This is a genomic window from Methylobacterium sp. E-005 (assembly GCF_022829725.1).
GTDB lineage: Bacteria > Pseudomonadota > Alphaproteobacteria > Rhizobiales > Beijerinckiaceae > Methylobacterium.
In genome coordinates, this window is record NZ_JAKSYG010000126.1 from 1 (window position 1) to 24,643 (window position 24,643).

The window sequence follows — 24,643 nt, forward strand, 5'->3', positions numbered from 1 at the left end:
ATGTCCACGAACGGGCTCGCGATCATCGCGTCGGCATCCTCGGTGACGAAGGTTGTGCCGTGCCGCGCGGCCTCCTCCATCCCGGCCGCCGCGAAGCGGGCCTCGTCCCAGCCGACCCGCCGCAGGGACTGGCGGGCCCGGTCCGGCGACAGGTCGGCCAGCCCGGTCAGATGGATTCCCGGCGTGCGGGGCGCCTGCGACAGGTACATCGAGCCGAACTTGCCGGCCCCGATCAGGCCCACCCGCACGGGCCGGCCCTCGCTGGCGCGTCGCTGCAGCTTGGCGAAGAGGGACATGGGGCGTTCTCCCTGGGTGGCGTCCGCTTCATCGGGATCGCCTGGCTCGGACCTGTGCCGAAGCGGGGTTTTGTCGCAAAACCGCCGGCCACGTCTCTGAGATCTGCTTAGGGCGGTTCCCGGCCCCGTTGGAGACCTGTCGCATGACACGACCGGCCCATCCGGCCGAACGATGCGGCACGCCCGCTGTCCTGCGCGTTTGCGGATGCACATGTCCCGATCTGCGCCAGCGCCCTGAGGACGAAGCACCCTTCCCTCTCCGGCGGTCCTGGACCCGCCCGGGATCACACGGGTTTGCGGGAAGGGCACAGGGGGCAGGGCAGACCGTACCGGACCCAGTTCTATCGCGATGTCTCCGATACCCTCCGGGATGAGGTTTCTTCAGGCCGATGGGTGACTGAGCGCGCCCTGCCCGGGGCCACCGTCCGTGCGGGCGCACGCGAGGCAATCCAGTCCGCGCCACGCTCGCCGATCGCGCGCTGCCCCGGGTGGCTTCGCTGCGCTCGCGATGCCGGAGAGCACCGGTGGCCAAGTCGCACGCAAAACCCGTTGAGGAGGCCGGAACCGGAACCCCCGATCCGGCACCACCGTCGCGCAACGCTAGCCCTCAAGCGCTCTCCGCCGCTGCGGAAGCCGACTGAGACAGCGCGTCAGAGCATGAACTCTGAGCCGTTCCTGAGCTCAGTCGACCGCCCCCCGCGCCGATCCGCCCGCGGGCGTAACCCCAGGAGATCAAGGGACTCTGCCGGGCGATGCGCCGCTCTGCCGCATCGAGGTCGGCCAGGGCGTCCGTAATGGCGGCCACGAGCGCCCCCCACGTGTCGCCCCGGGCAGCCCGATGATACGCACAGGCGATCGTCTCGGCCTCCCTGACCACGTCCACGGGATGGCTCTCCACAGGCATCGCCTCAGGATCTGCGTGCATCGCGGCTCCAATCCATCTAGAACATATCATGAACAAAGCGGATCGGCCCGGGCGGTTCAACCATCGATGGGTTGCGGCTCCGGATCGCAGTGGATCGCTGTGGATAGATCAGGAAACCATAAATTCCGGCAAGGCTTTATCGCTTCCACTGCACGGACGGCCACGAGTTGGTAACCGACCTCGGGGGCAGCCGGCTGGCGAATGCCGCGCAGATGCGGGTCCATGCCGAGCGCGTGGCCCTGGCCCTGATGGAGCGTGTGATCGAGCGGTTCGATTGGTCGCGCTGGCAGGTTGAGGTCTACGACGCGCGGGGGCGGCGGGTCTGGATCCGGGCGTTCCCCGACGTGAACGTCGATGCCCGGGCCGCATGAGGGGCGCAGAGCCCGGAAAGAGGGAGACTGAGAATGGCCTTCAAGCCGAAATCCGCCGCGGAGACCAAGGCGCGGGATCTGGGTCTCGCCCTGGCGCGGATCGCCGAGGGCGAAGGGCTGCCGGCGAGCATCGGGGTCGACCAGCTGCGGCAGGCGAGTCCGCGGCTGACACCGCTGGCCATCGGACAGATGGTCCGCAAGGAGCACGAAACCGTCGTGGCGACGCTGGCTGAGCGCGGCCTGACGCTGGTTGATTATTCCGATCAGGGCCCGGGCCGCGGAATGACCTTCACCATCGACGCGGCCGAATGACCCTCTCGGTAAGCCCGTCCGCTCAGGCGGCGGCCGGGCGGCCGCGCAACAGGCGTCCGACGAGCCGGAACGGCAGCAGCGGCAGCTTGATGAGTGCCCTGGCCATCAGGACCGCGGCGACCGTCAGAAGGGCGAGGATAGAGTTCAGCATGGGGTCGTTCTCCCGGGACCGGGCTGCCCCGCGGGGCCGACCCCATCAAGGGGCGCCCGGAACACGGCGAGACTATGAACGGAGCGGGTCGATCGGGTCGCAGCCCGGCCGGATCAGGGCCGGGAAACACGCGCCTCCCCGGTGGTTCCTCCGATGAGCGGAGCCGGTCCGACGGCCGGCCGATGACGGGAGCTTCGGCGTGGGGACGCAGATCGCTAGCGGCTTGGTGGGCGGCTTGGCGGGCCTTGCCGTCGCGGCGACGCTGCTGGCAGGTGCGCCGGCCTCCGCGGAGGTGCGGGTGCAGTATGCCGCACCGGAGCGCTTCACCGATGCCGAGAACCGCTTCGGGTCCGGTCAACCGCTCCGGGTCACCCTGGCGGAGCTGACCCGGATCCTTCGGGATCTCGGGGCAGCCCGGCTCCGGCCCGGGGAGACTCTCGACATCACGGTCCGCGACGTCGATCTCGCCGGCTTCGAGCGCCCGGGCTTCACCACGCCGACGGGCCTCCGGGTCGTGACCGACGCGACCCCACCGCGAATCCGCCTCGCCTACGCGCTCCACCGGGGCGGGCGCATCGTCGCACATGGCGAGGACACGGTGACCGACATCAATTTCCTGCTGACAGCCAACCCGCGCTTCTCGACGGGCGGCCTGTATTACGAACGCGCGATCCTGCGCGACTGGTTCGCCCGCCGCGTCCCAGAGGACCCAGGCCGTCGGTAGGGCGCGGGGAACCGGGATGCCCGCTGCCCCGTCTCCCTGGCAGTCCAGAGGTTTGCAAACCGCGATGCCCACACCCGATCCGAAGGCGCCCGATCCCGACGCCGCCCGCACCGTGCTGACCGAGGATCCGCCGGGCGCGCGGCCCTATCTCCCCGGGTCGGTGTCGAAGCACCCGCAGGACCCCCGGTCGCCGGGCCAGTCGGAGCCCGGCGACATGGGTGCGTTCGAGGGCGGCACCGAGGCGGAGCCGCAGCGCGAGGGCCCGGCGGGGAACGGCGGGACCGGCTATCGCGGCGGCTGACGCCGCGTCCGACAGGCGGTCTCCAGCTCTCGGCACCGCCCGCGCAAGAATTCCTACCGCCCGCTCGGGGCCGCCGTGCTCCCGGTCACGGCGTTGCCGCCACTGTCGCCACCGATGGCGCCCCGGGTGACGTTGTTGAACCGGGCGCCGGCCGGCATCCGGGCGCTGCGGCGCATCCGGTGATGCCGGCTATGATGCCGGGCGCGGACGCTCGTCAGCAGGCCATCCGGGGCCGCCAGCGACGGGGACGGACCGATCGGCGCCGCGGAGGCGGGACCGGCCAGGGCAGCGGCTGCCAGACCGGTCAGCAGGATGGCGGCAAAGCTCGATGCACGCATGGGGATCGTCTCTCCTTCGGCCGCGGCGGAACCTCGGTCCCGGCCTTCGCCGGAAAAGCACGGCACCGGACCGGAAGTTCACCGTCCCCAACCGGTTTCGGGCTCCGGAACCTGCCCCCGGACGGGGGTTCACCGCGCGCCGGGGCCGTGATGCGGAAAGCGGCCTGAGGCCGCCCGGGGCGGCCGCCCCTACCAAGGCGGTCGGACGTATAGTAATCCCGGCGGGCGGGAACGGGCCGGCAGCCGATCCCGCTCCATTCTACACCCTTGCCGATCGCCGGATCACGCCCATCCCCGCCCATCCCGTGCCCGCTCATCTCGAAGCTCCGCGGATCCCCCGCCGGACGGGCGGGACCTCGACGTTGCCGACCGGCTGCGGCGAACTCGGCGATCTGGTGCGGACCTACGACTGGGCGCGCACGCCGCTCGGCCCGATCGCCGACTGGCCGCAGAGCCTGATCTTCGCGGTCAGCACCCTGCTGCTCTCGCCGGTGCCGATCGTGCTCCTGTGGGGCCCGGACGGCATCATGATCTACAACGATGCCTATTCGGGCTTCGCGGGCGGACGCCATCCGCAGCTCCTCGGCTCCAAGGTGCGCGAGGGCTGGCCGGAAGTCGCGGATTTCAACGACCACGTGATGCGCGTGGTGCTGGCCGGGGGGACGCTCTCCTACCGCGACCAGGAACTCACCCTGCACCGCTACGGCCGGCCCGAGCCGGTCTGGATGAACCTCGACTACTCGCCGGTCTTCGACGAGGAGGGCAAGCCCGCGGGCGTCATCGCCATCGTGGTGGAGAGCACCGAGCGGGTGCTCGCCGAGCGGCGCCTGCGCGAGAGCGAGGCGCTGTTCCGCACCCTCGCCGAGGGCATCCCGCAACTCATCTGGCGCGCCGGGATCGACGGCGCCTGCATTTGGGCGAGCCCGCAATGGATCGCCTATACCGGACAGGACAACGGCGGCAGCCTCGGATGGGGCTGGCTGGAGGCCGTCCATCCTGACGACGTTGCCGTCGCCCGAACCGCCTGGCAGGAGGCCGCGGCCAGCGGGCAGCTCTCCTACGAGCACAGGCTGCGCAACGCCCCCGGGCAGCGCTACCGCTGGTTCCAGACCCGCGCGGCGGCGGTACGCGACGCCGAGGGGCGGATCGTCGAGTGGCTCGGTACCTCCACCGATATCGACGACCTGCGCCAGCTTCACGAGCGGCAGCAGGTGATGGTCGCCGAGCTCCAGCACCGCACCCGCAACCTGCTCGGGGTCGTGCGCTCCATCGCGAAGCAGACCATGGCGCTGACCGGGCCGGGGGAGCTGTTCAAGGAGCAGTTCAACGACCGCCTGTCGGCGCTCTCGCGGGTGCAGGGGCTCCTGTCCCGCTCGGACCAGGAGCCGATCACGCTGCGCACGCTGATCGAGACGGAACTCGCCGCGCTCAACGCCCCCACCGCGCAGACGCGCATCCGAATCGAGGGACCGGTGGTGCGCCTGCGCAAGGCGACCGTGCAGACCTTCGCGCTCGCCCTGCACGAACTCGCCACCAACGCCCTCAAATACGGTGCCTTCACCGCGCCGGAGGGCACCTTGAGCGTGACGTGGCGGATCTGCGAGACCGAGGAGGGTCGCCGGCTCCTGATGGACTGGGTCGAGGAGGGGCTGGTCCGCCCATCGCCGACCCAGAACACGTTCCCGCGCAGCGGCTACGGGCGCGAACTCATCGAGCAGGCGCTGCCCCACGCGCTGAAGGCCCGGACCCGCTATGCCCTGAGCGAGACGGCCCTCGAATGTGCGATCAACATCCCCCTCCCCGAGTGCGAAACCGCGGGGAGCCTGCCATGAGGCCGGCCGCGGCGGTGCTGACCGGCCGGCGGGTACTGCTGGTCGAGGACGATTACTTCATCGCCGCCGACCTTCGGACGTGGTTCGAGGAGAGCGGCGCCGAGGTGCTCGGTCCGGTGCCCAGCGTGGACGAGGCGCTGGCGCTGATCGCCGGCACGGACGCGATCGACGCGGCGGTGCTCGACATCAACCTGCAGGACGATCTGGTCTATCCCGTCGCCAACGCGCTGCGGGCCCGCGGCGTGCCGTTCCTGTTCGCCACCGGCTACGACCTGACCGTCGTGCCGCCGCCCCACGGGGGCGTGCCGCTCTGCCAGAAGCCGATCGACCCTCAGATGGTGGCGAAGGCCCTGTTCGGCTAAGGCTCCGTCCGCCCTCACCCGCGGGCCTGCAGGCCGGCGGAACCGACCTGGGCGGTGGCGCCGGGGCGCAGGTCGCCGGTGTAGCTCCGCCCCGTCCCGGCCCAGCGCGCTCGTGCGCGTCGCACACGGCACCCCGAACAGGCCCGTGGCGAACGTGTCAGCGGGTTCGTGCGCCCAGTCGGCCCGGCCCTCCAGACGCAGACCCGCCCCGCCGCCCACCCCGCCGCCCACGCCACGGCAGGTCGGGGATGAAGTCACGATCGGTCAGTGCGGCCGCCACCACCGCGAGCAGGCCGAGATGCAGAAAAGCCGCGGCGAGCGCGGGACTGACCAGCGCCCCGAGGGCGATGGAGGCCCCCGCCATGGCGGGCGGGCCGACGACGTAGGTCGCCGTCCGCCATGGGCCGGCAGGCCGGGCGAGACGCCAGAAACAGGCGATCCAAGCCGCGAGGGCGAGCCCACCCTTGATCGCCGCCATGAAGCGGATCACCCGGACGAGGTCGGGATCGAGGTGTGTCATGGGCGCCCGGGCCGCCGCTGCCCCCGCGACCGCCAGCGACGCGACCGTCAGCAGACCGAGCGCGGCGCGTCCCGACCGCAGCGGACCCGCCCCTTTGTCGGTGGCGGCGGCGTCGAGCGGGATCTCAGCGCGCATGGGTGCCTCCCCGGGTGGTGCCGCGATCGGATCGCGCACGCCCGTCACCGGCGTGCCGCGGAGCCGAGTGTGCGGCACGCGCTGCAGCCGGTCAAAGACCCGACCGGACGACCCGTCGCCGCATCCGGTCCCGGAGACCCGTCACGCCTTCCGGATGTTCCAGAGGATCGGGAATCCCACGACGCGGTCCGTAAGGTTGCGCCGGAAGGAGGTCATCGACCGGTAGGAGCCGACCGGCACGTAGACCACCTCGTCGAGGGCCACCCGCTGCATGTCGGCGCAGATCGCCTTGCGCGACGCCTCGTCGGGGGCGGCGAACCACGCGGTGCGCAACGCTTCCAGCTTCGGGATCGTCGGCCAGCCGAACCACGCGTTGGCGCCGTTCGCCCGCAATGGCTGGAGCGCGGCCGGATCGGCGTTGTCGAAGGACGAGAACGTGGTCAGCAGCACCGACCAGCCGCCCTTGTCGACCGGCTCGCGCGAAACCCGGCGCTGGATCACGGTGCCCCAATCGCTGAGCGCCGTCTCCACGTTGAAGCCGATCCGCGGCAGCAGATCGGCCGCCACCTGGGTGATCGCCGAGGGCGCCAGGATGTCGGTCGGGCCGATCAGCCGGACCTTGGCGCCATTGTAGCCCGCCGCCTTCAGGAGGGACTTGGCCTTGTCGAGGCTGCGCGGCCCGGTGAGCCCATCGAGGCCCGCCTCGGTCGCCATCGGCGTGCCCGGCGTAAAAATCCCGCAGCGGTCGTTGTAGTTGGCCGGGTCGTCGCCCGCGACCGCCGCCATGAAGTCGCTCTGGATAATGGCCGGCAGCACCGCCCGGCGCACCGCGACGTCGTCGAAGGGCGGGTGCAGGTGGTTCATCCGCAGGATGGCGGGGTTGGTCAACCGGTCGAGTCCCTCAACCACGATGTCACGGTTGCGGGCCAGCAGCTGCTGGAGTTCGGGCGGGGGCTGCTCGTACCAGTCGATCTCGCCGTTCTGCAGGGCCGCGGCGGCGGTCGCGCCGTCCGCGATGATCTGCCACTCGATCCGGTCGAAATGCGCGACCTTGCCGCCGGCCGTCAGGCTCGGCGCGCCGGGGGCCGGCACGTAGCCCGAGTGCCGCTCGTAGACCATCAGGCTACCGGAGTTGAACTCGTCGGCCTTCCAGCGGAACGGTCCGGAGCCGGTGGCGTCGGTGATCTGCTTGAACGGGTCGGTCCGGGCGATCCGCTCCGGCATGATGAAGGCCGGCTGGCTGACGCTTGCCAGCGCGTTCGGGAGCAGCGGGAACGGTTGCTTGAGTCGGAACACGATCGTGGAATCGCCGTCGGCGCTCAGTTCGTCGGTCGCCGCCATCAGCACCTGGCCGAAGCCGTTCCGCGCCGCCCAGCGCCGGATGCTGGCGACGCAGTCCCGCGCCAGGACCGGCGTGCCGTCATGGAAGCGCAGGCCCTCGCGCAGCGTGATGGTGACCCGGCGCCCGTCGTCCTCGACCCGGTGGCCGGCGGCCATCTGGGGTTGGGGCTGCAGACCGGAATCGAGGCCGAACAGCGTGTCGTAGATGACGTAGGCGTGGTTGCGGGTCACGATCGCCGTCGTCCAGATCGGGTCGATCGAGGTCACGTTCGCCTGGGGCACCATCCGCAGGATCCGGTTGCCCTGCGCCCGTCCGATCCGGGGGACCGCCAGGGTCGCGGCCCCTGCGGCGAGGAATGTGCGGCGCTTCATTCGTGCTCCTGGTCCCGAAAGGCGCAAGCGTAGCAACCGCCGGACCAGACGGCGCGTGCAGCGCGTCGATCGCACTTCCTGCGGGCTAACCGGCGTCGAAGGCGGGTTCGCCGTAGGGGTAGAAGTCGCCGGGCCTGAGGTTCCGGTAAGGCAGGGCGTCGAGATGCACCGTCCCGACGAACGGCTCGGGCGGCTCGACCAGCAGGATCGTCCGCGCGTAGCCCCCGTCGTCGAAGCCCCGGCGGAAATGGACCCGGGACTTGATCGCCACCACGTCGAAATCCTCCGGCTCGAGGCCGAGGCCCCAGAGTTCCGAGGGCTCCATGATCTGGACGAGGTAGGGGCTGAGGACCAGCAGGTTGCCCCGGCCGAAGGCGACGCAGAGCCACGTGCCGGCCCCCCGGCCGGTCGTACCCTCAACGATGGCCTGAACCGTCCCGGTGATGCGGACCGGGACGCCCGCGGAGGGCTCCGCCTCCCCGTTCACGGGGCCGCCGACCTCCGCGTCGAACGGATCGCCAGCCTTCACGCCCCCGGCCATCAGCCGGTCCAGCACCGCGGGCGAGGCGACCGTGGCGATCAGCGCGCGCTCCAGCCCCTGGGCCAGCACCTCGGCGAGCAGCCAGGTCGCCCGGCCCGAGCGGTCGCTGTAATCGGCGAGCACGACCGGCGCCGCGCCCGCGCGCACGGCCTCGGATGCCTTGGCGATTCCGTCCCGCATCGGATGGATCGCGACGCTCGACACCAGGGCCGCCCGGTGCCGCCACGTCCAGGCCGCCATGTCGCGGGCGATCCGGTCGGCGAGATCGGGATCGCCGTTCGTCAGCACCTGGACCGCCATGCCGGCATCGGGCACGTCCGACCACGGGAAGCCGAAGAACACGTTGACGAAGACGTCGGGCTCCCGCGCCTCCCAGACCAGGGCGCGTTGGATGAGGTCCGACCAGGGCGAGGCGCCGGTCCACATCACCACCGTCGGGGCGAGGATCGGGATGGGGATCGTCCGGTGCGCCGGCCGGAAGCTGCCGCGGATCGTCCGCACCAGCATCCGCGCCGCGCGCTGCCCCTGGAGGTGCATGTCGTAGTGCGGGAAGTACTTCACCGCGAACGCCATGTCGGCGTGGCGCAGGAACTCCGCATCCTCGTTACCGTGCGGGTCGAAGGTCGCGGCGATCGGCACGCCCGGCCCTACGATGGCCCGCACCCGCCGGGCGATCTCGGCCTCGGGGCGCGGCACCCCGCGCACCGCCATCGCCCCGTGCAGGGCGAGGTACACCCCGTCGAACGGCGCCCCCGCTTCCAGCTCCGCCAGCATCGCGCCGAGGAAGTGCTCGAACGCGTCCTGCATCACCCAACCCGAGCCGATGCCGGTGCGCGGCCAGAGCGGCGAGGTGAGGCCGACGAGGTCGACGCCCTCGTATTCCCGGGCGACCTGGACGAAGCCGCCCATGTAGCCCTTGGGGTCGGTGGCGAGCAGCGCTTCGCCGCCCGCCGGGGAGCCCGGATAGATGAAGTCGTCGCGGGTCGTGTCGTTCGGCAGGAACGTCACGGTCTCGTGGGTGAACTGGAGCACGGCGATGCGCATCAGCTGCGTCTCCTCAGGCCGGCCGGACGTCGTATAATTGCGGGAAGCCGGTGCGCAGCCCGGTCAGCCCGCGATAGGCCGTGGCCTCGTAATAGGCGCCCAGCGGCAGATACGGCACGTCGATGAAGAACTGCCGCTGGATCTCGGCGCAGATCGCCTTCTGGGCCGCGGGATCGGGCGCGGCGAACCATTGCGCGCGCAGCTCCTCCAGCCGCGGGGCCCGGGGCCAGCCGAACCACGCCTGATCGCCGTTGCCGCGGATGCCGAGCTGGCCGGCGGGATCGAAGTTGTTGGTGCCGTTCAGGTAGGTGACGAAGGTGCTCCAGCCGCCCTTGTCGGGGGGCTGGCGGCTCGCCCGGCGCTGCACCAGGCTGCCCCAATCCATCGCGACGACGTCGACGTTCAGCCCGCTCTTCTGGAACGCCTCGGCGGCGACCAGGGCCAGCGGGTGGGTGGCGGGATAATCGCTCGGGTCGAGCATGACCACGCGCTCGCCCCGGTAGCCGGCCTCCGCGAGGGCGCGCTTCACCGCCCCGAAATCGCGGGGGCCGACCAGAACCCCGGTGCCCGCCTGCGTGGCCATCGGCGAATCGGGGCTGAAGACCCCGACATGGTCCTTCCACAGGGCGCGCTCGTCGCCCGCCACCGCATTCATGAACTCGGTCTGGTCGATGGCGCCGAGCAGCGCCCGGCGGATCGCCGGATTGTCGAAGGGCGGGTGCAGGTGGTTGAAGCGGAGGCAGCCGATGCCGCCGGCCACGTCGAGCACCTCCAGCCGGATCTCCGGTTTGGCCCGGAGCAGCCCCTGCAGGTCCGGTGTCGGGTTCTGCCACCAGTCGACCTCGCCGGCCGCCAGCGCGCTCGCCGCCGTGGAGGCGTCGGGCACGATCCGCCACTCGACCCGGTCGACATGCGCGCGCTTCGGCCCGGCTGTGAAGCTCGCCGTGCCGTCCGGGCGGGGCACGTAGCCGTCGAAGCGCTCGTAGACGGTGAGCGCCCCCGGCACCCGCTCGTCCGCCTTGAAGCGGAACGGGCCGGAGCCGACCATCTCGGTCACCTGGACGTTGGGGTCGGTCTTCGCCAAGCGCTCCGGCATGATGCAGGGCATCGACGTGCCGGTCTTGCCGAGCGCCGCGGGCAGCAGCGGGAAGGGCCGTTTCAGGCGGAACACCAATTCGCGGTCGGAAGCGGCGGTGAGTTCGTCGGTCGCCTCCATCATCGCCCGGGCGAAGGCGTCGCGGGCGGCGAACCGGCGGATGCTCGCCACCGCGTCGCGGGCCAGAACCGGCTCGCCGTCGTGGAAGCGCAGGCCCTCCCGCAGGGTGAGCCGCCAGAGGCGGCCCTCCGCCTCGACCGCGTGGCCCGCCACCATCTGCGGCTGGAAATCGTAGCGCGCGGTCTGGCCGTAGAGGGTGTCGAAGACGAGGTAGCCGTGATTGCGGGTCACGGTCGCGGTCGTCCAGACCGGGTCGATGACCGCGACGTCGCTCTCGGGAATGAAGCGCAGGACCTTGGCGGACTGCGCCAAGGCGGGCCGGGCCAGGGACGCGGAGGCTACGGACGCGGCCGCTAGGCCGCCAAGGACGTCGCGACGCCTCATGGACGCTCAACCGTGCTTGTCACCATCAGAAATCGCACGCCCTTCGCCTTGTTGCGCGCCGCATAGTGGTGCCGGCGGGGCGACGAGGCAATTCGGGGGCCGTCCTCAGTTGCTCGCCACGTCGGCCGCGTCGCCCACGCCGCCCATCTGGCCGTCGCTGCCGAGGGAATAGACCTCGTAGGGTCCTTGGCTGCCCGGCGACCGGTACAGGTAAGCCCGGCCCCAGGGGTCGGTCAGGCCGCGGGCGTCGCGCACATAGGGGCCCCGCCAGCCGGGACCGGTCGGCTGGACCAGTGCCGCCAGACCCTGTTCCGAGGTCGGGTAGCCGCCGAGATCGAGGTAATAGAGTTCGACCGCCTGGACGATGTTCTTCACCTGGATCCGGGCCGTCTCGCCCTTGGCGCGTCCGAGATAGCCGAGCACCTGCGGCGTCACGAGGCTGGCGATCATGCCGATGATCGCAAGAACAACCAGAAGTTCAACCAGGGAGAAGCCATCCTGCCCTGTATCCAATCTACGCGCTAGTCTCCTGGCGTGCGCCTGCCCCATCGTTCCAATCCGATCCGAGTCATCCTTGCCTCGACACCATGGCGTATGCTTCCTAAAAATTTCTTTTTCTGCTCGAAGATTGCGATTGCGCGGATCGCAGTGAATTGGACACTACGTTTCAGCCATTTTTAATTTGCGTCTCGCAAATGTCTGCGCATTCGCGTCGGCGGGCCGGCGCGGAGCGAGACTGCGAGCGACCCCGCCATGCCCATCCCATCCGCCCGGCGTGCCGCCGCACGCACCGCCGCCGCGATCCTGGTCCCCGTCGCCCTCCTGATGGCGCGACCGGCCATCGCCGAGCCCCTCACCCTGGCGCTGCCAGGCCCGCTGCCCCCGGTGCACGTGCTGACCGTGCTCGTGGGGCTCCACCTCCTCGGGGTCTGCTTCGGGCTCGGCGGCGCGACGATGCTGGATTTCTGGATCCTGCGCTGGCTGCGCTGGGGCGACCTGCCCGGCGAGATCGCCCGCATCTTCGGCTTCGTCAGCAAGGTCTGCACGGTGGGTCTGGCGCTGCTCTGGCTTTCGGGACTGGGCTTCCTGGCGCTCTACGCCGTCGAGGCCCCCGACAAGCTCGCCAACCCGAAGCTCTGGGCCAAGCTCACGGTGGTCCTCGTGCTCACCCTGAACGGCCTCGTGATCTCGCTCGCCGTCCTGCCGAACGTGCTGCGGGACGTGGGCCGGCCGATCCTGCACGGCCTGTCGGCCCCGCGCGCCGCCCTCTTCCTGGTCTCGGGGGCGGTCTCGGGCGTATCCTGGTACACCGCCTTCGCGCTCGGCCTGACGCGCGAGTTCAACGGCACCGTGGCGTACGCGATGTTGATCGGCCTCTGGCTCGGCGGCATCGTGGTGACGTCCCTCGGGGCGGCCCTGCTGTGGCGGCACCTGCGCAGAACGGCCGTCAGCCCCCAGGCGGCCCCGCAGGCCCTGGGGGATGAGGTCGCAGCGCCGGGACGATCCTGACGCGCCGTGGCGCTCGATGCCCGCATCGCCGCCCCTTTTGCGCGGCGCGCCGCACCCGCGGCGCGTCGGCACGGACGACTTCCCCGCCTGCCGGATGCCGGCCTCGCCCCTGCATCCCGTCGCCGAGCCGGATCGCCGCAAGACGTGGACCGATGCCCCGCGTTCATACGCGTCAGGCGGCGTCGGTTGCGATGAAAGTCGGGCTGAGCCCGTGGCCCGTGTCGCTCGCCGCGACCGCGGGCACGCCGGCGTCCATGAGTCCCGCCCGGGCAGGGATCGGATGAGCGCACCGGCCGCCCTGTCGCCGCCCGACGGCTTCGGCTAAGCTGCCGGCATGATCCGACGCGCCGAGTCCCTTCCGTTCCGCCGGCTCGTGGCCGGTGTCGTGCTCGGGGCCTGCTGCCTGACGGCGGGACCCGCTGCCGCCCAGGCCCTCCTGTGGCCGTCGATCGGTTTCGCGCCCCTGCCGTCCTTTGCCTGGCCCGCGCCCGTCGCGGATGCCGCCGGCCGCTGGACCGGCTCCTACGCCCGCCTGTCGACCGGCTATGCGGTGACGAGTGCCCGGCATTTCGGCAGCACGTCCGGCCCGACCCTCGGCTTCGAGGCCGGGCGGATGTGGCAGGAGGGCCCGATCCTCTACGGCATCAGCGGCGGCTTCGATTATCTGGCCGGGCTCGACGGCACCCTGACGCAGGGCTATGGGCGCCTCGCCTACGCCCGTGACTTCGCCGGCGCCATCGAGGTGAAGGTCGGGACGCTGCTGTCGCCGGACGTCCTGGTCTACGCCAAGACGGGGGCCGTGGCCCTGCACGAGACCCTGCGCGTCGGGCCGACGCCCGCGACGCTGCCGTTCAGCCGCCAGGACATCGCGGTGCGGCCGGTGGCGGGGGTCGGGGTCGAATGGGCCGTCACGGACCGGCTGTCGCTGGCCGTCGAGGCGGGCGTGGTCGGCGGCGGAATCCGCTGAGGGGCCTCACGCCGATTGGGCTGCTGGATCGCAGGCCCGCGCCGGAGACCCGAGGGCGCACCACCCGAAGACGATCCCGCTCTGCTGGGCGGCGCGCAGCATCGGACGCTGCTGATCTCGCTGTTTGGGCCGGCCGTCGACAGCACGTCCGAGCGCTGGCCGCTGCACGTACCGAACCCGACCGCCGCTCCGTCGAGTTCGACCCGGCAGGTCGCGCCGCCGGGTGCTGTGGGCGGGTTGCAGGGGAGATGCGCCCACCATGAGCGCCGCAGCTCGACGGTGAGGACGGCGAACATGTCGTGGGGCAGGAGGCCGCCATGGGTCTCGTACCACGGGGCGACGTGGATCGCGGCCAGGACCGGCGCATCCTCCGGCCGTGCACGCCGCACCGTTACGGTGGCCTTCCCTGGGCCTTGGTCACGCCTCGGGCTCCCGGACCGACCGGGCTCCGCGGCCTATTTCGGCACGAACGCCCAGTAGTCGAGATCGAGAATCACCGCCGGATCGTAGCCCTCCCCGTCGCGGTTCGGGAAGGCGCCGCAGGGCTGGTTCTTGGTGGCGACGGTGCGCAGGCGCAGGAGTCCGACATCGGCGCGGCCGACATCCGCCGTCGCCAGGACCTCGCTCCAGGCATAGACCGTATCGCCGGCAAACAGCGGCGCCACGTGCCGGCCGGCATTGATGCCGGCGAGCGCGAAGGCGTTGGCCAACCCGTTGAAGCTGAGCGCCCGGGCGAGCGAGATCACGTGACCGCCGTAGATCAGGCGGCGGCCGAACCGGGTGTCCTTGGCGGCCAGCCCGTCGAAATGCACCTTGGCGGTGTTCTGGAACAGGCGCGTGGCGATCTGGTGCTCGGCCTCCTCGACGGTCATGCCATCGACATGGTCGATCTTCTCGCCCACCGCGTAATCCGCGAAGCGGTGCGGGCTGCCGGCCAAATCCGTATCGTAGGCGGTGGCCGAGAGCGGCGGCAGCGCCCCCGCGAGGTCCTGCGGATCCACCACCTTGGCGAGGCTCGGCACATGCTCCTCGGCGATCGCGGCCTCGGGGTCGCGCTTGCGCACCAGCACCCAGCGACAATAGCTCAGCACGGTCTCGCCGCGCTCGTCGGACCCGACCGAGCGGACATAGACCACGCCGGTCTGGCGATTCGAGCTCTCCTTGAGGCCGATCACCTCCGAGACGGTCGACAGGGTCTCGCCCGGATAGACCGGCCGCCGAAACCCGCCCTCCGCGTAGCCGAGATTGGCCAGCGCGTTGAGGGAGACGTCCGGCACGGTCTTGCCGAACACCATGTGGAAGGTGAGCAGGTCGTCGAGCGGACTCTTCGGGTAGCCGAAGGCACGCGCGAAGGCGTCCGAGGACTGGACCGCGAAGCGCGGCCCGTAGAGGCCCGTGTAGAGCGCCACGTCGCCCGTCGTCACGGTGCGCGGGGTCGCGTGGCGGATGGTCTCGCCGAGGCGGAAATCCTCGAAGAAGCGGCCGGGATTGGTCTTCACGGGCGGGCGATCCTACTGCGCGTAAACGTAGGTGGCAGGCACGGCATATTCGTGCAGCAGGCGGCTGATGAACAGCAGCAGCAGGATCAGGATGATCGGCGAGATGTCGACGCCGCCGAGATTGGGCAGCAGGTTGCGGATCGGCCGCAGCACCGGTTCGGTGATCCGGTAGAGCACCTCGCCGATCTGGGCGACGATCGGATTGCGCACATTCACCACGTTGAACGCCACGAGCCAGCTCAGGACCGCGCTGGCGATCAGGACGTAGATGAAGAGCTGGACGACCGTGTCGAAGAGCCAGATCAGGGCGTTCATGCGGGTTCGCGCGCTATCCTCGGGCCACCCGGATCCCGGCGCCGGAGCGGCACGCGGCGGGCGGCGTTGAAACAGGGAATTGACAGGCTGAGCCGCCCGCGCCTACAAGGCCGGCGCCTCGACGGGGCTGTAGCTCAGATGGGAGAGCGCCGCAATCGCACTGCGGAGGTCAGGGGTTCGAATCCCCTCAGCTCCACCAGGCATTTTTCGCATTGAAAAAGGTCTGCGTGGCAATGACTTAGCTGGGTCGTGTCCCGGAGTAAGTCCCAGTAAGTCCCATCGAGCCCGGTTGATAAGTCCCAGTAACACGGACGCCATCCCACCTTTTCCCACGTGCAACCGCAAAATCGGTCACGGACGTGAACTCGGCGGTTCCAGCCCTCGCGGTCATCATCTTAAAGCGCCCGAGACGAGGCTCCGGCGGGCCGGTGGTTCGCGCCGCCCCAGTCCATTCGGCGCGTCACCCCCGTATCCGCCCCCACGGAATGAACACGGTTTGTTCCTGCTGCCAACCGTGTTAGCGGTCGGTTTCGCGTCGCGGGGCGCATGAAGGCGGATCGGCGTTCGGGCAGCGTAATGAGTTCGCGGACGCCGGATCGTGACGGGACCGATGACGGGTCCGCACCTCGCCCAGGCGAACGACAAGCGTGCAAGCCTCGGGTCAGGCGCCCGAAGGCGAAGCCGGGTACCGGCGCGGTACCGCCAGGGTATAGAGCCCCGACCCACGAGACGAGCGCGGGCCCGATCACGCCTCCCTCCGGCCACAGGGCCGCGCTCCTTCCGCTCGCGGACGTCGGGAGCCGGGCATTCGAGGAGCTCTGCCGGGATATCGTCCCCGTCGCCTTTCCTGACCTCGTCGTCCGGGTGGCACTGAAGCGCACGAGCGGCGTCGAGCAGTTCGGCGTCGACGTCGAGGGATTCGATGAACTGGGCGAGCCGGTGGTCGTCGTCTCCGCCAAATGCTACCGCGACGTCAACGCCTGGGATTTCCGAGTCTGGATACAGGACTTCGTCGACCACCTCGACGGGCACTGGCGGGGCCGGTCCGTCGGTTACTTCATCCTAGCCGTCACGCACGAGATCAACGACGACGGAATGAACGAGGCCGCGCGGGACCTGGCGCGGCAGCTCGTGGCGCGCGGCATCAAGTTCCGGCTGTGGAACACCCACGGGATCTCGCAGATCCTGCGGCGCGAGGTGGACCTCGTCGACCGCTACTTCAACCGGTACTGGGTCGATGCCATCTCGGCGACGGCCGGGACGTCGACGCCGACCGCATCGCCGGCGACCCTCGGCACGTCGGCCGGGCAAGCACCAAGCCTGTCGCAACAGGCGCTGGCCCAGGCCACCGGTCTCCTCTCCGGCCCGATGGGGGCGGCCCTGTCGGCCTCGCTCGAAGCGGCGCTCGCGGCCGCGCGATCCGGACGAACGGGCGAGTTGCGTGCCTGGCTCGACGAGACGCGCGCGAGCCCCGAGACATGGGACGCGCTCGAACCCGCGACCAAGGCCCGGTCCCTCGCCGCCGTCGCCATGTTGCACCTCCGCGACGGCGAGACGGCCGCCGCGGAGGGTCTGCTCGATGAGGCCGACCGCACCACGTCACCCACGGACGCGTCCCCCCGCGCGCTGCTCCTCCGCGCGACCGCCGGGATGGAAGCGGCCCTCGCCGCGCTGGACGCACCATCGACTTCGCGCGAGCGGGAGACGAGAGCCGCCCTTTTGGTGGAGGCCGGCCGAATCGATGAGGCGGGGGCGGTCCTGGCCGAGGCCACCGGTGATGCCGTGACCGCGGAGATCCTCCGCGTCCGGGCCATCGTCGCCTTGCTGGAAGGCCGGATACGGGATGCCGTAGCGGACGCACGCTCCGCCATTGAAAGGGCGCCCGGGGAACTCGCTCCCCTGCTCACCCTGGCGACGGTCCGCTTCTACTCGGCCCTGGCCCAGGGCGTCCGTCCCCAGGTCGGCCCGGCGCCCGAGCCCATCCAGCCAGGGCTCCTCCGTGGCGGCGAGGCGGCGCGGATGGCGTTGTCCGCGGCGGCGGACGACTTCGAGCGTGCCGCAACCTCCGTCGAGGAGCGTCTGAGGCCGGAGATCGAGGTCTGGCGGCTGGCGGCACTCCTCCTCAACCCGGCGAGGTTCGAGGAGGGGGCCTCCTACGCCGCGTCCTTGTTGGAGCGCCCCCTGCCGGAGCCGTTGGCCGTCGCGTGGGCCGCCCAGTCCGGTCTCGTCCGACGTCCCGGCCGGGTGAAACGGCGCTACCACGTCGCGCTCCGTGCCGGACGGGCCACCGAGGCCCATCTCGTCGTCCTTGCCCTGCTGTGCGCCGGGAACGAGCACCCGGAGCGGGGCATCGCGCAGATCCGCCGGTACGAGGCGCGGTTCCCGCGCGCCGCGGCTTTCCTCGAAGGGTGGCGCGCGCAGTTCGGCGACAACGGCGCCCGCGGGAGCGACGACTTCGCGATGGCGGTACGCGTCGCCCTGGAGACCGGGAACGACGCCGGCGTGGCCGAGTCCGTGCTTGCCCCCGGGACATCTTCGCAAGCAATCCTCTCGGCCGCAGAGTTCCTGACATGGCGTGGGTCATGGCGTGAACTGGATCGACTCCGCGCGGCGCTGGCCGCGCTGGCGACGCCCCGGGCGACCGAGTTGGCGGCCCTCGGTGCGATCCGCGCCGGCGATCCCGAGGGCGGCCTGCTCGTCCTCGACCAAGGTATGCGCGCGTTGGGTCGGGACACCCTGTCGCGTGACCTCGTCCACCTGCGGATCTCGGCCAACGAGCTACTCGGCCGTCACGAACCGGTCCTCGCCGACCTGATGGCGCTCCGTCGGGATGACGAGGATGCGTTCGCCCAGGCGCGGATATTGGATGCCTACGTCCGCATCGGCGACCTCGACCGCTTGCGGACCGAGGCGGAACGGGCGCTCGACCGCGGCACCCTGGCCCCGGAGCGGGCCTTGGGTGTGGCGCACACGCTCCGGGCGACGGCTCCCGAAACCGCCCGACGCCTGCTGACGTTCGCGACCCGCGAGGCGACGCCCCCGGAGATGGCTGCCGCCATCGGCGCCCTCGCCGCGGACCTCAGCCTCGCCGACGTCAGGGAAGACATGATGCGGGTCCTCTTCACCGACCCGGTCGCGGGGCGCGCCCTGACGCGCTTCGACCGCGTCGAGGACGCGCTGGCGTTCATCGACACGCTGTCGCGGGAGCATCGCGAGCGGTTCGGCGAATGGCTCGGCGGACGGATGCCGTTCGCGCTCGTCACCTCCGCGGAGATCGAGACCTTCGGTCGGATGTTCCTCGCGGAGGCGCCGTTCCGGAGGGACCATCTCGGGGACGCGTTCCCCATGCTCCTCCTGTCCGGCGGCAGGCGCGCACCACCGCCGCCCTTCGGAGGGGCGACGACCCTGCGCCTGGACCTCTCGGCCCTGCTCCTGGCCAGCCGGCTGGGGATGTTTCCGGACCTTGAGGAGCGGTTCCGCCTCCAGGTGCCGCTCGGGGCGGCCGAGGCGCTGATCGAGCTGGAGGCGAGCTTCCACGCCCCTTCGGCCGAGGTCGTCTCGGCCGTCCGTGAGGTGCTGGACGGCCGCTCGGCGGTATGCCTCGTCCGGGAGGTCCCTGCCGCCGCGCTCGCCGCCGAGGAGCCCGGGCGCCCGGGTGAATTCAACGCCGACGTGATCGGGACCCTGCTCCATCGGGCGTTCCTGGCCGGCCACCTCGACAGGGACCGTGCCGACGGCGTCGCGAGCGCCATGCGCGTCGAGGGCGCGCCGGGCGCCGATCCGGGGGGCGGCATCGTACTGACACGGGCCGCTGTCACCCGCCTCGCCGCTGCGACCGTGCTGGAGCAGGTCGCGCGGGCGACGCCTTGTTACCTGCCGACCGGCGAGGCAGACCTGATGCGGCGGGAACTCGCCGACGTCACGGAGGAAGGCAGAATACGCGGACGCGTCGCCGAACTGAGACGCATGCTCGCCGAACGCCTCGCGGGCGGAGCCTGGACCACTGTCGGACTGCCGCCGACCGAGGCGGTGGGGGAGCCGGTGCCGGCGCACGTGCGCTGCCTACAGGAGGTGCTCTCCGCCCACGACCGCGACGCGGAGCGGCTCTGGATAGAGGACAGGGCCCTCTCGCATCACAGGATGGACGGGGTCGTCCACCTTCCCGACCTCCTCGACCACATGGCCGGGACCGGGAACGCAGGCCCGGCGCGGCGTGCGGAGATTCTGCGCGAGGCCCGGCGGATCGGCTACGCCTATCTGCCGCTCGACCCGGAGCCCTTCCTGGAGGCGCTGCGCTCGGCGCCGGTCCGCGAGGCGGCCCTCGTCGAGACGCCCGCGCTCGCGGGGCTGCGGACCTGGATGGCCCGCGAGACCGTCCTCCTGGCCCATATCGATCCGAACGCCGTTTCCAGGGCGGCCGGCGACGGTCGCGTGGTCGGCGAGGCACGACGCCTGCTGGATGCCTGGGGGCTGCTTCGGGACCTGCTCGTCCGGATTTGGGAGGAACCCGACCCACCGCTCGACGACCGGAAGGCGCGCTCCGCATGGGTCTGGACGAACCTGCGCATCGACCGGATCGTCGGCCAACCGTGCGACGCGACCGTAGAGGCGCGGCGGAACTTCCGCATCCTCCATCTCGCCTTCCTTCTCGACGCCCCGCTCCTCGCCATGCTGGGGGGGCGAGCCGGTACCGACACGCCCTGGGCTGAGTTCGTCTCGTGGGTGATGGCTGCCTGTGGCGGCCCCCTTACCGAAGCCGACCCCGAGGCCCGTACAGCGGTCCTCGCAATCATCGCCGGCCAGTTGCGGGACATCCTCACGATGCCCGCGGACGTCCCCGCCGAGCAGGAGCGCTCGCTCCGGGCCAGCCTCGCCAAGCTCGCGCGCGACTATGTCGACCTCCTGCCCCCGGGGTGGTCGGACGAGCTGATGGGGATGCCGGGCATCAGGGAGGGGCTCGGCACGACGGCCGCGATGGTCTTGACTATCGGATCGGAGGACGAGGGTGGGGTGAGGGGCGAGGCCCTGCTCTCCGAGGTCTCGGCGGCCTACGGTCGCGTCACCGACCCCTCCGGGGCCATCGGCGACGGTGGGCGTTTCCGGCTCCTGGGCGGACGCACCGGCACGGTCGAGGTCGCGCCGGGCGGGGCGGTGCTCGTCATCGACGGTCACCGGACCGGGGTCGACCCCGTTACGCTCGCGCTCCTGTCGCCCCGCTCGGTCGAGCGCTCGATCCCCCCGCTAGAGCGTGCCCGGTTGCTGGACCCTCTCGGGACGGTCACGGACGACGCGCTCGTCGCCGTCGAGGCTATCGAGGACGTCGATGCCCGCTTCGTGGCACTGGAGCGGCTGCTCGATGGAAACCTCCACGGCAGCCTGGCGCGAAAGGGGGAACGGGCCCGTTCACAAGGTACCCTCAGGCTGGACGACTTCGCGCTTCCCGCACCCGCCGCGGTCGCGGCCCATCTCCGGATCACGCCCGAAATCGACCCGGACGACGTCGCCGCCACGATGGTCGAAGCCATTGCGAACGGGTTCCCACCCGCGGAAGCCATGAGGAGGCTTGCAGGCCTGCCGTTCGAGCTTCCGGAGGACTTACGTCGCTCCTGGGCCCCGGAGATCCCGCCGCGCGCAGGGCGCGCGGGAGGACGCATCTCCCCCCTACTGGCGGCGTTGGAACTCCGTGCCCTCGTGTCGGCGGGGACCGACCAGGATTCGCTGGATGCGGCGCTCGCGGCCCTTCTCGAAGCAGCAGGGACGCAGGGGGCGATGTTCGTCGCCGTCGCGCGGCACCTCGCTGCGGCGGCCGTACGGGATCCCGCATGGCGCGACCTCGACGCCAGGGTGCGGCTCGGCCTTCTCTGGTGCCACGCGGACCAGGTGATCCAACATCTCTGTCCATCCGGCCACGATTTCGGGGAAATCGCGCATTGGCTCGAAGGCCACACCGCGTTCCCGCTCGCGGAGCGGATCGAGGAGACCGGTACGCCGGACTGGTACCAGGCGCTGACGGTCGATCTCACCGAGATGCGCTTCAAGGCGTCGCTCGTCGCGCAGGCCATCCGAGAGGGCTTCGGCAGGTGCGCCTCGTCGGCGGCGGTCCATGCGATGATGGAAGCGTGCGGGACGCCCGGTGCCGAGGGTTGGTTCCCGGACCTGGGACTGGTCGCGCCACGCGAAACCGGGACCAGTCCCCCGTGGCCCGCCCTGGATCCCCTCGCCGACGAGGCCCTCGGTCGATGGCTGGGCGAGGGGCATCCCTTCTCGCGGCGCAACGACGACGCCCTCGCGACGGTGCTGGTGGACGGCGCCACGGGTGCCGAGACCCGACACCTCGTCGGCCCGCTCCTATCCCTCGTGGATTCCCGTCGCGTTTCCGGAGCGACCGCCGGGCGCATGCGGGCCGCGTTGGATGCGGGCCAGGGTACGGCTTCCTTCGAGCCCGATAGCATGGCGGTCCGGCGCATCTTGTCGGTGGAGGCGGGATTGCTGGCCCGCGCCGGCGACGAGGCCGGGATGCATGCGGTCCTCGGTCAGGAGGCCCGTCGGTCGGCGGCCCGCTGGCCGGGAAGGAAGGTCGAGATCACGTCGGGCGGCACCGGCGCCCCGGCCGCCTTGGCCTTGCTCGTCGAGGCGGCCCTGGAGTTCGCGCTACGTCTCGACCGTCCGTTGCCAGAGCGCTTCCGGGCCTTCGCGGAGTGCATCCGCCATGCCGTCGATGCTTGGCCCGACTGCAGGGAAGCCGCCGCCGCCAGGCTCGACGCCGCCGTTCGCCTGGGCGACACCGAGACTGGGGGAGCCCTGTGGCCCGTCCTGCTGGACCTCAGGGGCAGGGAGCCGCCCGACCTGCGTCGCGAGCAGCGCTGACAGTGACAACCGTTCCAAGGCGTGCCGACATCGTGGTTGGCGGCGTCGCGACCGCCCCACGGTCGCCCGCCCACCCCAGGGTCCAGGGGTCTCCCGAGCCACCGGTCGCCCGGGCACGATGCCCTCATCCGACGCCTGGGGGACGGGAAGTCGGCCAACGGAAGCCGAAGCCGGTCGCTCGGCGGTGAGTTCCCCCCGTCCTCGGTCGGCGGAAACACCGGACGAGACCGACAGGAGCGTCACGAGAGAAGCCAGGCCGAGATCGTGGCTTACGGCAATTCCTTTCAGGCAACCGCCAGACTTATTCGATCACCTCGACGATGTGCCGCGTACGCAGGTCGACGAGAACGGGATGGTCCTTGACGACGATGTGGTTGTGGTTCGGCGGGGTGAACCCGGTGGGCACGTCATAGTAGACGACATCGTCCTCGGGTAGGACGACCCCGACCCGGAGGGGCCTTGCGTAGGCGAAGGATGGTCGCCGTTCGCCCAGGGCACGGACGGGGGGAACGCGCGCGGCGGTCAACGCGGAGGATACCGTTGGCGGCACCCACCGCCGCGCCGATGGCGCCGCCGACGGCCGCCCGGAAAGGACCGCCGATCGTCTCGCCTCGGTTGGCCCCCTCCTGTGCCCCATGCTCCAGCCCCGGGCTCGCACCTGACCCGCCCACGTCAGCACCGCGGCCGCGACGGTCAATTCGAGCTTACCCATCGTCTTCGACACCTCGCACGCCGGCGAACCCGGGTTCGTCGTCCCGACGTGGGATCGGACGGTCAGCGACCCCCGGTCATCGCACGCACGGGCGCGGTGGCGAGGTCGGCGGTCGAGCCGACCGTGTCCTTGAGGCCGCTACCGACGTTCGCGAGGTGCTCGCCGTAGGTCTCGCGCGTCTGCGGGTCGATGATAGCCACGGGGGCAGCCACCGCCAGGGCCGCGCCTGTCGCCACGGTGGATGCCGCGCCCGCCGCCGTGCTCACGAGCCGGTCGCCGATGCCGACCTTGCCGTCCGAGATGGGCTGGCCGTCGGCGAGGCGCTTGCCGAGCAACGCGACGACGTCTCCCGAGGCGAACTTGCCGTGATTCAGCGGGTCGTCCGACTTTACCGCCGACAGGTTCAGGACGCCGATGTTCTGGCGCTCCAGCTCGGACCGGTACGGCTCGACCGTCGGATCGATGGCGCCGAGCCGCACGCTGTCGCCCCACACGAGGCGCGAAACCGCAAGGGCTTGGTCGTCACCCGAAACCATCAACGTCAGCCGCGGCCGGTCCGGGCCCATATCGCGGAATGCCTCGCGGGCGAGGTCCATGTCGACGTCCGGCGCGGCCAGTATGACGTTCCGGATCTTCGGGGCCACGCGTTTGTCGCGAATGGCCATCTGGCGCAAGCTCTCCAGGGTCAGCCAGTTGCCCATGGAATGGGCCAGCACCGTCACCTCGCCGACGTTAGGGTCCTTGGCGAGATCCCGCAGCAGCGTCTCCAGGCCGTTTCGCGAAAAATTCGTGCTCTCCCTGTCGTAGCCGTAAGCCAGCACGCTGCCCTTGGACGGCCACGTGAACAGCACCGGCGCGACCTCCGCCCCGGAATCGTGGACGATCTGGGCGAAGCGGAAGACGGCGTCCTCGAACTTGTTGTTGAAGCCGTGGATGAACACCAAGACGTGGCGCTTAGCACGTCCACGGACCGCCTTGCCGGTCCAGGCCGAGACCTTGTTTCGGTCCACGGGTTCCGCACGCAGGGCGACGAAGTCGGTCGCCGGGTTGCCGGGCAGGCGCTCCGGCCATTGCACGGTGCCGGGCTGTCGGGTGGCATCCGGCGGGATCGACACCGACAGGTCGGTGTAGGTCACCGCATCGCCGCGCTCGCCGGAGAACATCACACCACGGTCGGTCGCCGACTTGCGCGTCGAGGCCACCAGCATGTCGACGTGCGACGTGCCGGCAACGGGCGCCGCGTCGGCGATTGGCAGGAGCACACCCGTGGGGCGACCGCCGCATGCGCCGAGGCCTATGAATGCGACGAGCGCAACTGTGGCAAGCAGCAATCGACCGTCGCCAACGTACCTCACGAACACTCGCATTCCCCGACCCGCACCCGCGCGGCAGCCTGAACCAAGACGGGTTCCCGGACCGTCGAGGGTATAACCCGCATACGGGCTGATTGCGGCGGCAGGCAGACGGAACGCTCGATGCCCTTCCTATCTCATCAGACGACAGGGTCATCAGCGCAATGCCATCAGTTCCCGTACGGCGTTGCGCGGAGCACGCGGACCTTCTTGGCCAGGGCAGATTCCGTCGCGACGGCTTGGAAAACGCCGTCCTT

21 protein-coding genes, 1 tRNA gene and 1 pseudogene are annotated in these 24,643 nt (G+C 70.9%); 10 read left to right on the plus strand and 13 right to left on the minus strand.

The window, feature by feature from the left end:
* Positions 1–296: pseudogene (locus MKK88_RS14610) on the minus strand (flagellar biosynthesis protein FlgA); the annotation flags it as partial.
* Positions 297–903: 607 nt separating this feature from the next.
* Positions 904–1,221 (minus strand): hypothetical protein, encoded by a 318-nt coding sequence (locus MKK88_RS14615; protein ID WP_244000853.1) that lies wholly within the window; start codon positions 1,219–1,221, stop codon positions 904–906.
* Between the two features lie 122 nt (positions 1,222–1,343).
* Here MKK88_RS14615 and MKK88_RS14620 point away from each other — a divergent pair, with 122 nt between their 5' ends.
* Both MKK88_RS14620 and MKK88_RS14625 read left to right on the plus strand, forming a co-directional pair.
* Positions 1,344–1,592 (plus strand): DUF6894 family protein, encoded by a 249-nt coding sequence (locus MKK88_RS14620; RefSeq protein ID WP_409566668.1) that lies wholly within the window; start codon positions 1,344–1,346, stop codon positions 1,590–1,592.
* A 33-nt stretch (positions 1,593–1,625) separates the two neighbouring features.
* Positions 1,626–1,904 carry an adenylosuccinate synthase gene (locus MKK88_RS14625; protein ID WP_244000858.1) on the plus strand — a complete coding sequence of 93 codons (279 nt, stop codon included), beginning with the start codon at positions 1,626–1,628 and terminating at the stop codon, positions 1,902–1,904.
* 22 nt (positions 1,905–1,926) lie between these two features.
* Here the strand turns inward: MKK88_RS14625 and MKK88_RS33845 are convergent, their stop codons facing one another.
* On the minus strand, positions 1,927–2,055 hold the full coding sequence (locus MKK88_RS33845) for a hypothetical protein (RefSeq protein WP_279602302.1): 129 nt from the start codon (positions 2,053–2,055) through the stop codon (positions 1,927–1,929).
* Positions 2,056–2,254: 199 nt separating this feature from the next.
* Here MKK88_RS33845 and MKK88_RS14630 point away from each other — a divergent pair, with 199 nt between their 5' ends.
* Positions 2,255–2,779 carry a DUF3016 domain-containing protein gene (locus MKK88_RS14630; protein ID WP_244000860.1) on the plus strand — a complete coding sequence of 175 codons (525 nt, stop codon included), beginning with the start codon at positions 2,255–2,257 and terminating at the stop codon, positions 2,777–2,779.
* Between the two features lie 64 nt (positions 2,780–2,843).
* Positions 2,844–3,080 carry a hypothetical protein gene (locus MKK88_RS14635; RefSeq protein WP_244000862.1) on the plus strand — a complete coding sequence of 79 codons (237 nt, stop codon included), beginning with the start codon at positions 2,844–2,846 and terminating at the stop codon, positions 3,078–3,080.
* Positions 3,081–3,133: 53 nt separating this feature from the next.
* On the opposite strand, the gene MKK88_RS14640 is transcribed toward MKK88_RS14635, so the two are convergent.
* Positions 3,134–3,418, minus strand: a complete 285-nt coding sequence (locus tag MKK88_RS14640; protein WP_244000864.1) for a hypothetical protein — start codon at positions 3,416–3,418, stop codon at positions 3,134–3,136.
* Positions 3,419–3,750: 332 nt separating this feature from the next.
* Between MKK88_RS14640 and MKK88_RS14645 the strand changes: the two genes are divergently transcribed.
* Both MKK88_RS14645 and MKK88_RS14650 read left to right on the plus strand, forming a co-directional pair.
* The gene (locus MKK88_RS14645; RefSeq protein WP_244000895.1) at positions 3,751–5,250 is read left to right on the plus strand and encodes a sensor histidine kinase; all 1,500 of its coding nucleotides are present in this window, start codon (positions 3,751–3,753) and stop codon (positions 5,248–5,250) included.
* A complete protein-coding gene (locus MKK88_RS14650; RefSeq protein WP_244000866.1) occupies positions 5,247–5,612 on the plus strand; it encodes a response regulator in 366 nt (121 codons plus the stop codon). The genes MKK88_RS14645 and MKK88_RS14650 overlap by 4 nt, the downstream gene beginning before the upstream one ends.
* 157 nt (positions 5,613–5,769) lie before the next feature.
* Here MKK88_RS14650 and MKK88_RS14655 read toward each other — a convergent pair whose 3' ends face one another.
* The 5 genes from MKK88_RS14655 to gspG all read right to left on the minus strand — a co-directional run bounded on the left by MKK88_RS14655 (position 5,770) and on the right by gspG (position 11,714).
* Positions 5,770–6,267, minus strand: coding sequence for a hypothetical protein (locus MKK88_RS14655; protein ID WP_244000868.1), 498 nt, complete (start codon positions 6,265–6,267; stop codon positions 5,770–5,772).
* Between the two features lie 141 nt (positions 6,268–6,408).
* The gene (locus MKK88_RS14660; protein ID WP_244000870.1) at positions 6,409–7,980 is read right to left on the minus strand and encodes an ABC transporter substrate-binding protein; all 1,572 of its coding nucleotides are present in this window, start codon (positions 7,978–7,980) and stop codon (positions 6,409–6,411) included.
* Positions 7,981–8,065: 85 nt separating this feature from the next.
* Positions 8,066–9,565 (minus strand): M81 family metallopeptidase, encoded by a 1,500-nt coding sequence (locus tag MKK88_RS14665; protein ID WP_244000872.1) that lies wholly within the window; start codon positions 9,563–9,565, stop codon positions 8,066–8,068.
* Between the two features lie 13 nt (positions 9,566–9,578).
* On the minus strand, positions 9,579–11,165 hold the full coding sequence (locus MKK88_RS14670) for an ABC transporter substrate-binding protein (protein WP_244000874.1): 1,587 nt from the start codon (positions 11,163–11,165) through the stop codon (positions 9,579–9,581).
* Between the two features lie 105 nt (positions 11,166–11,270).
* Entirely contained in the window at positions 11,271–11,714 is a 444-nt protein-coding gene (gene gspG, locus MKK88_RS14675) for a type II secretion system major pseudopilin GspG (protein ID WP_244000876.1), read from the minus strand.
* A gap of 204 nt (positions 11,715–11,918) precedes the next feature.
* Between gspG and MKK88_RS14680 the strand changes: the two genes are divergently transcribed.
* Positions 11,919–12,674 (plus strand): hypothetical protein, encoded by a 756-nt coding sequence (locus MKK88_RS14680; RefSeq protein WP_244000878.1) that lies wholly within the window; start codon positions 11,919–11,921, stop codon positions 12,672–12,674.
* A 334-nt stretch (positions 12,675–13,008) separates the two neighbouring features.
* The gene (locus MKK88_RS14685; RefSeq protein ID WP_244000881.1) at positions 13,009–13,641 is read left to right on the plus strand and encodes an outer membrane protein; all 633 of its coding nucleotides are present in this window, start codon (positions 13,009–13,011) and stop codon (positions 13,639–13,641) included.
* Between the two features lie 455 nt (positions 13,642–14,096).
* On the opposite strand, the gene MKK88_RS14690 is transcribed toward MKK88_RS14685, so the two are convergent.
* Both MKK88_RS14690 and MKK88_RS14695 read right to left on the minus strand, forming a co-directional pair.
* Complete coding sequence (locus tag MKK88_RS14690) at positions 14,097–15,140, minus strand: MaoC family dehydratase (RefSeq protein ID WP_244000883.1); 1,044 nt, start codon at positions 15,138–15,140, stop codon at positions 14,097–14,099.
* A 12-nt stretch (positions 15,141–15,152) separates the two neighbouring features.
* On the minus strand, positions 15,153–15,455 hold the full coding sequence (locus MKK88_RS14695) for a YggT family protein (RefSeq protein ID WP_091722957.1): 303 nt from the start codon (positions 15,453–15,455) through the stop codon (positions 15,153–15,155).
* A 123-nt stretch (positions 15,456–15,578) separates the two neighbouring features.
* Here MKK88_RS14695 and MKK88_RS14700 point away from each other — a divergent pair.
* Together MKK88_RS14700 and MKK88_RS14705 are read left to right on the plus strand one after the other, a co-directional pair.
* Positions 15,579–15,654 (plus strand) — tRNA-Ala (locus MKK88_RS14700).
* Positions 15,655–16,319: 665 nt separating this feature from the next.
* Positions 16,320–22,322 (plus strand): hypothetical protein, encoded by a 6,003-nt coding sequence (locus MKK88_RS14705; RefSeq protein WP_244000885.1) that lies wholly within the window; start codon positions 16,320–16,322, stop codon positions 22,320–22,322.
* Positions 22,323–22,623: 301 nt separating this feature from the next.
* Here the strand turns inward: MKK88_RS14705 and MKK88_RS14710 are convergent, their stop codons facing one another.
* A complete protein-coding gene (locus MKK88_RS14710) occupies positions 22,624–22,848 on the minus strand; it encodes a DUF1236 domain-containing protein (RefSeq protein ID WP_244000887.1) in 225 nt (74 codons plus the stop codon).
* Positions 22,849–23,096: 248 nt separating this feature from the next.
* A complete protein-coding gene (locus MKK88_RS14715) occupies positions 23,097–24,296 on the minus strand; it encodes an alpha/beta hydrolase (RefSeq protein WP_244000889.1) in 1,200 nt (399 codons plus the stop codon).
* Between the last annotated feature and the right edge of the window lie 347 nt (positions 24,297–24,643).

Coding starts and splice junctions, on each gene's coding strand:
- MKK88_RS14680 (WP_244000878.1), top strand. CDS start 11,919: ATGCCCATCCCATCCGCCCGGCGTGCCGCCGCACGCACCGCCGCCGCG.
- gspG (WP_244000876.1), bottom strand. CDS start 11,714: ATGGGGCAGGCGCACGCCAGGAGACTAGCGCGTAGATTGGATACAGGG.
- MKK88_RS14640 (WP_244000864.1), bottom strand. CDS start 3,418: ATGCGTGCATCGAGCTTTGCCGCCATCCTGCTGACCGGTCTGGCAGCC.
- MKK88_RS14655 (WP_244000868.1), bottom strand. CDS start 6,267: ATGCGCGCTGAGATCCCGCTCGACGCCGCCGCCACCGACAAAGGGGCG.
- MKK88_RS33845 (WP_279602302.1), bottom strand. CDS start 2,055: ATGCTGAACTCTATCCTCGCCCTTCTGACGGTCGCCGCGGTCCTGATG.
- MKK88_RS14650 (WP_244000866.1), top strand. CDS start 5,247: ATGAGGCCGGCCGCGGCGGTGCTGACCGGCCGGCGGGTACTGCTGGTC.
- MKK88_RS14695 (WP_091722957.1), bottom strand. CDS start 15,455: ATGAACGCCCTGATCTGGCTCTTCGACACGGTCGTCCAGCTCTTCATC.
- MKK88_RS14670 (WP_244000874.1), bottom strand. CDS start 11,165: ATGAGGCGTCGCGACGTCCTTGGCGGCCTAGCGGCCGCGTCCGTAGCC.
- MKK88_RS14685 (WP_244000881.1), top strand. CDS start 13,009: ATGATCCGACGCGCCGAGTCCCTTCCGTTCCGCCGGCTCGTGGCCGGT.
- MKK88_RS14665 (WP_244000872.1), bottom strand. CDS start 9,565: ATGCGCATCGCCGTGCTCCAGTTCACCCACGAGACCGTGACGTTCCTG.
- MKK88_RS14660 (WP_244000870.1), bottom strand. CDS start 7,980: ATGAAGCGCCGCACATTCCTCGCCGCAGGGGCCGCGACCCTGGCGGTC.
- MKK88_RS14615 (WP_244000853.1), bottom strand. CDS start 1,221: ATGCACGCAGATCCTGAGGCGATGCCTGTGGAGAGCCATCCCGTGGAC.
- MKK88_RS14625 (WP_244000858.1), top strand. CDS start 1,626: ATGGCCTTCAAGCCGAAATCCGCCGCGGAGACCAAGGCGCGGGATCTG.
- MKK88_RS14635 (WP_244000862.1), top strand. CDS start 2,844: ATGCCCACACCCGATCCGAAGGCGCCCGATCCCGACGCCGCCCGCACC.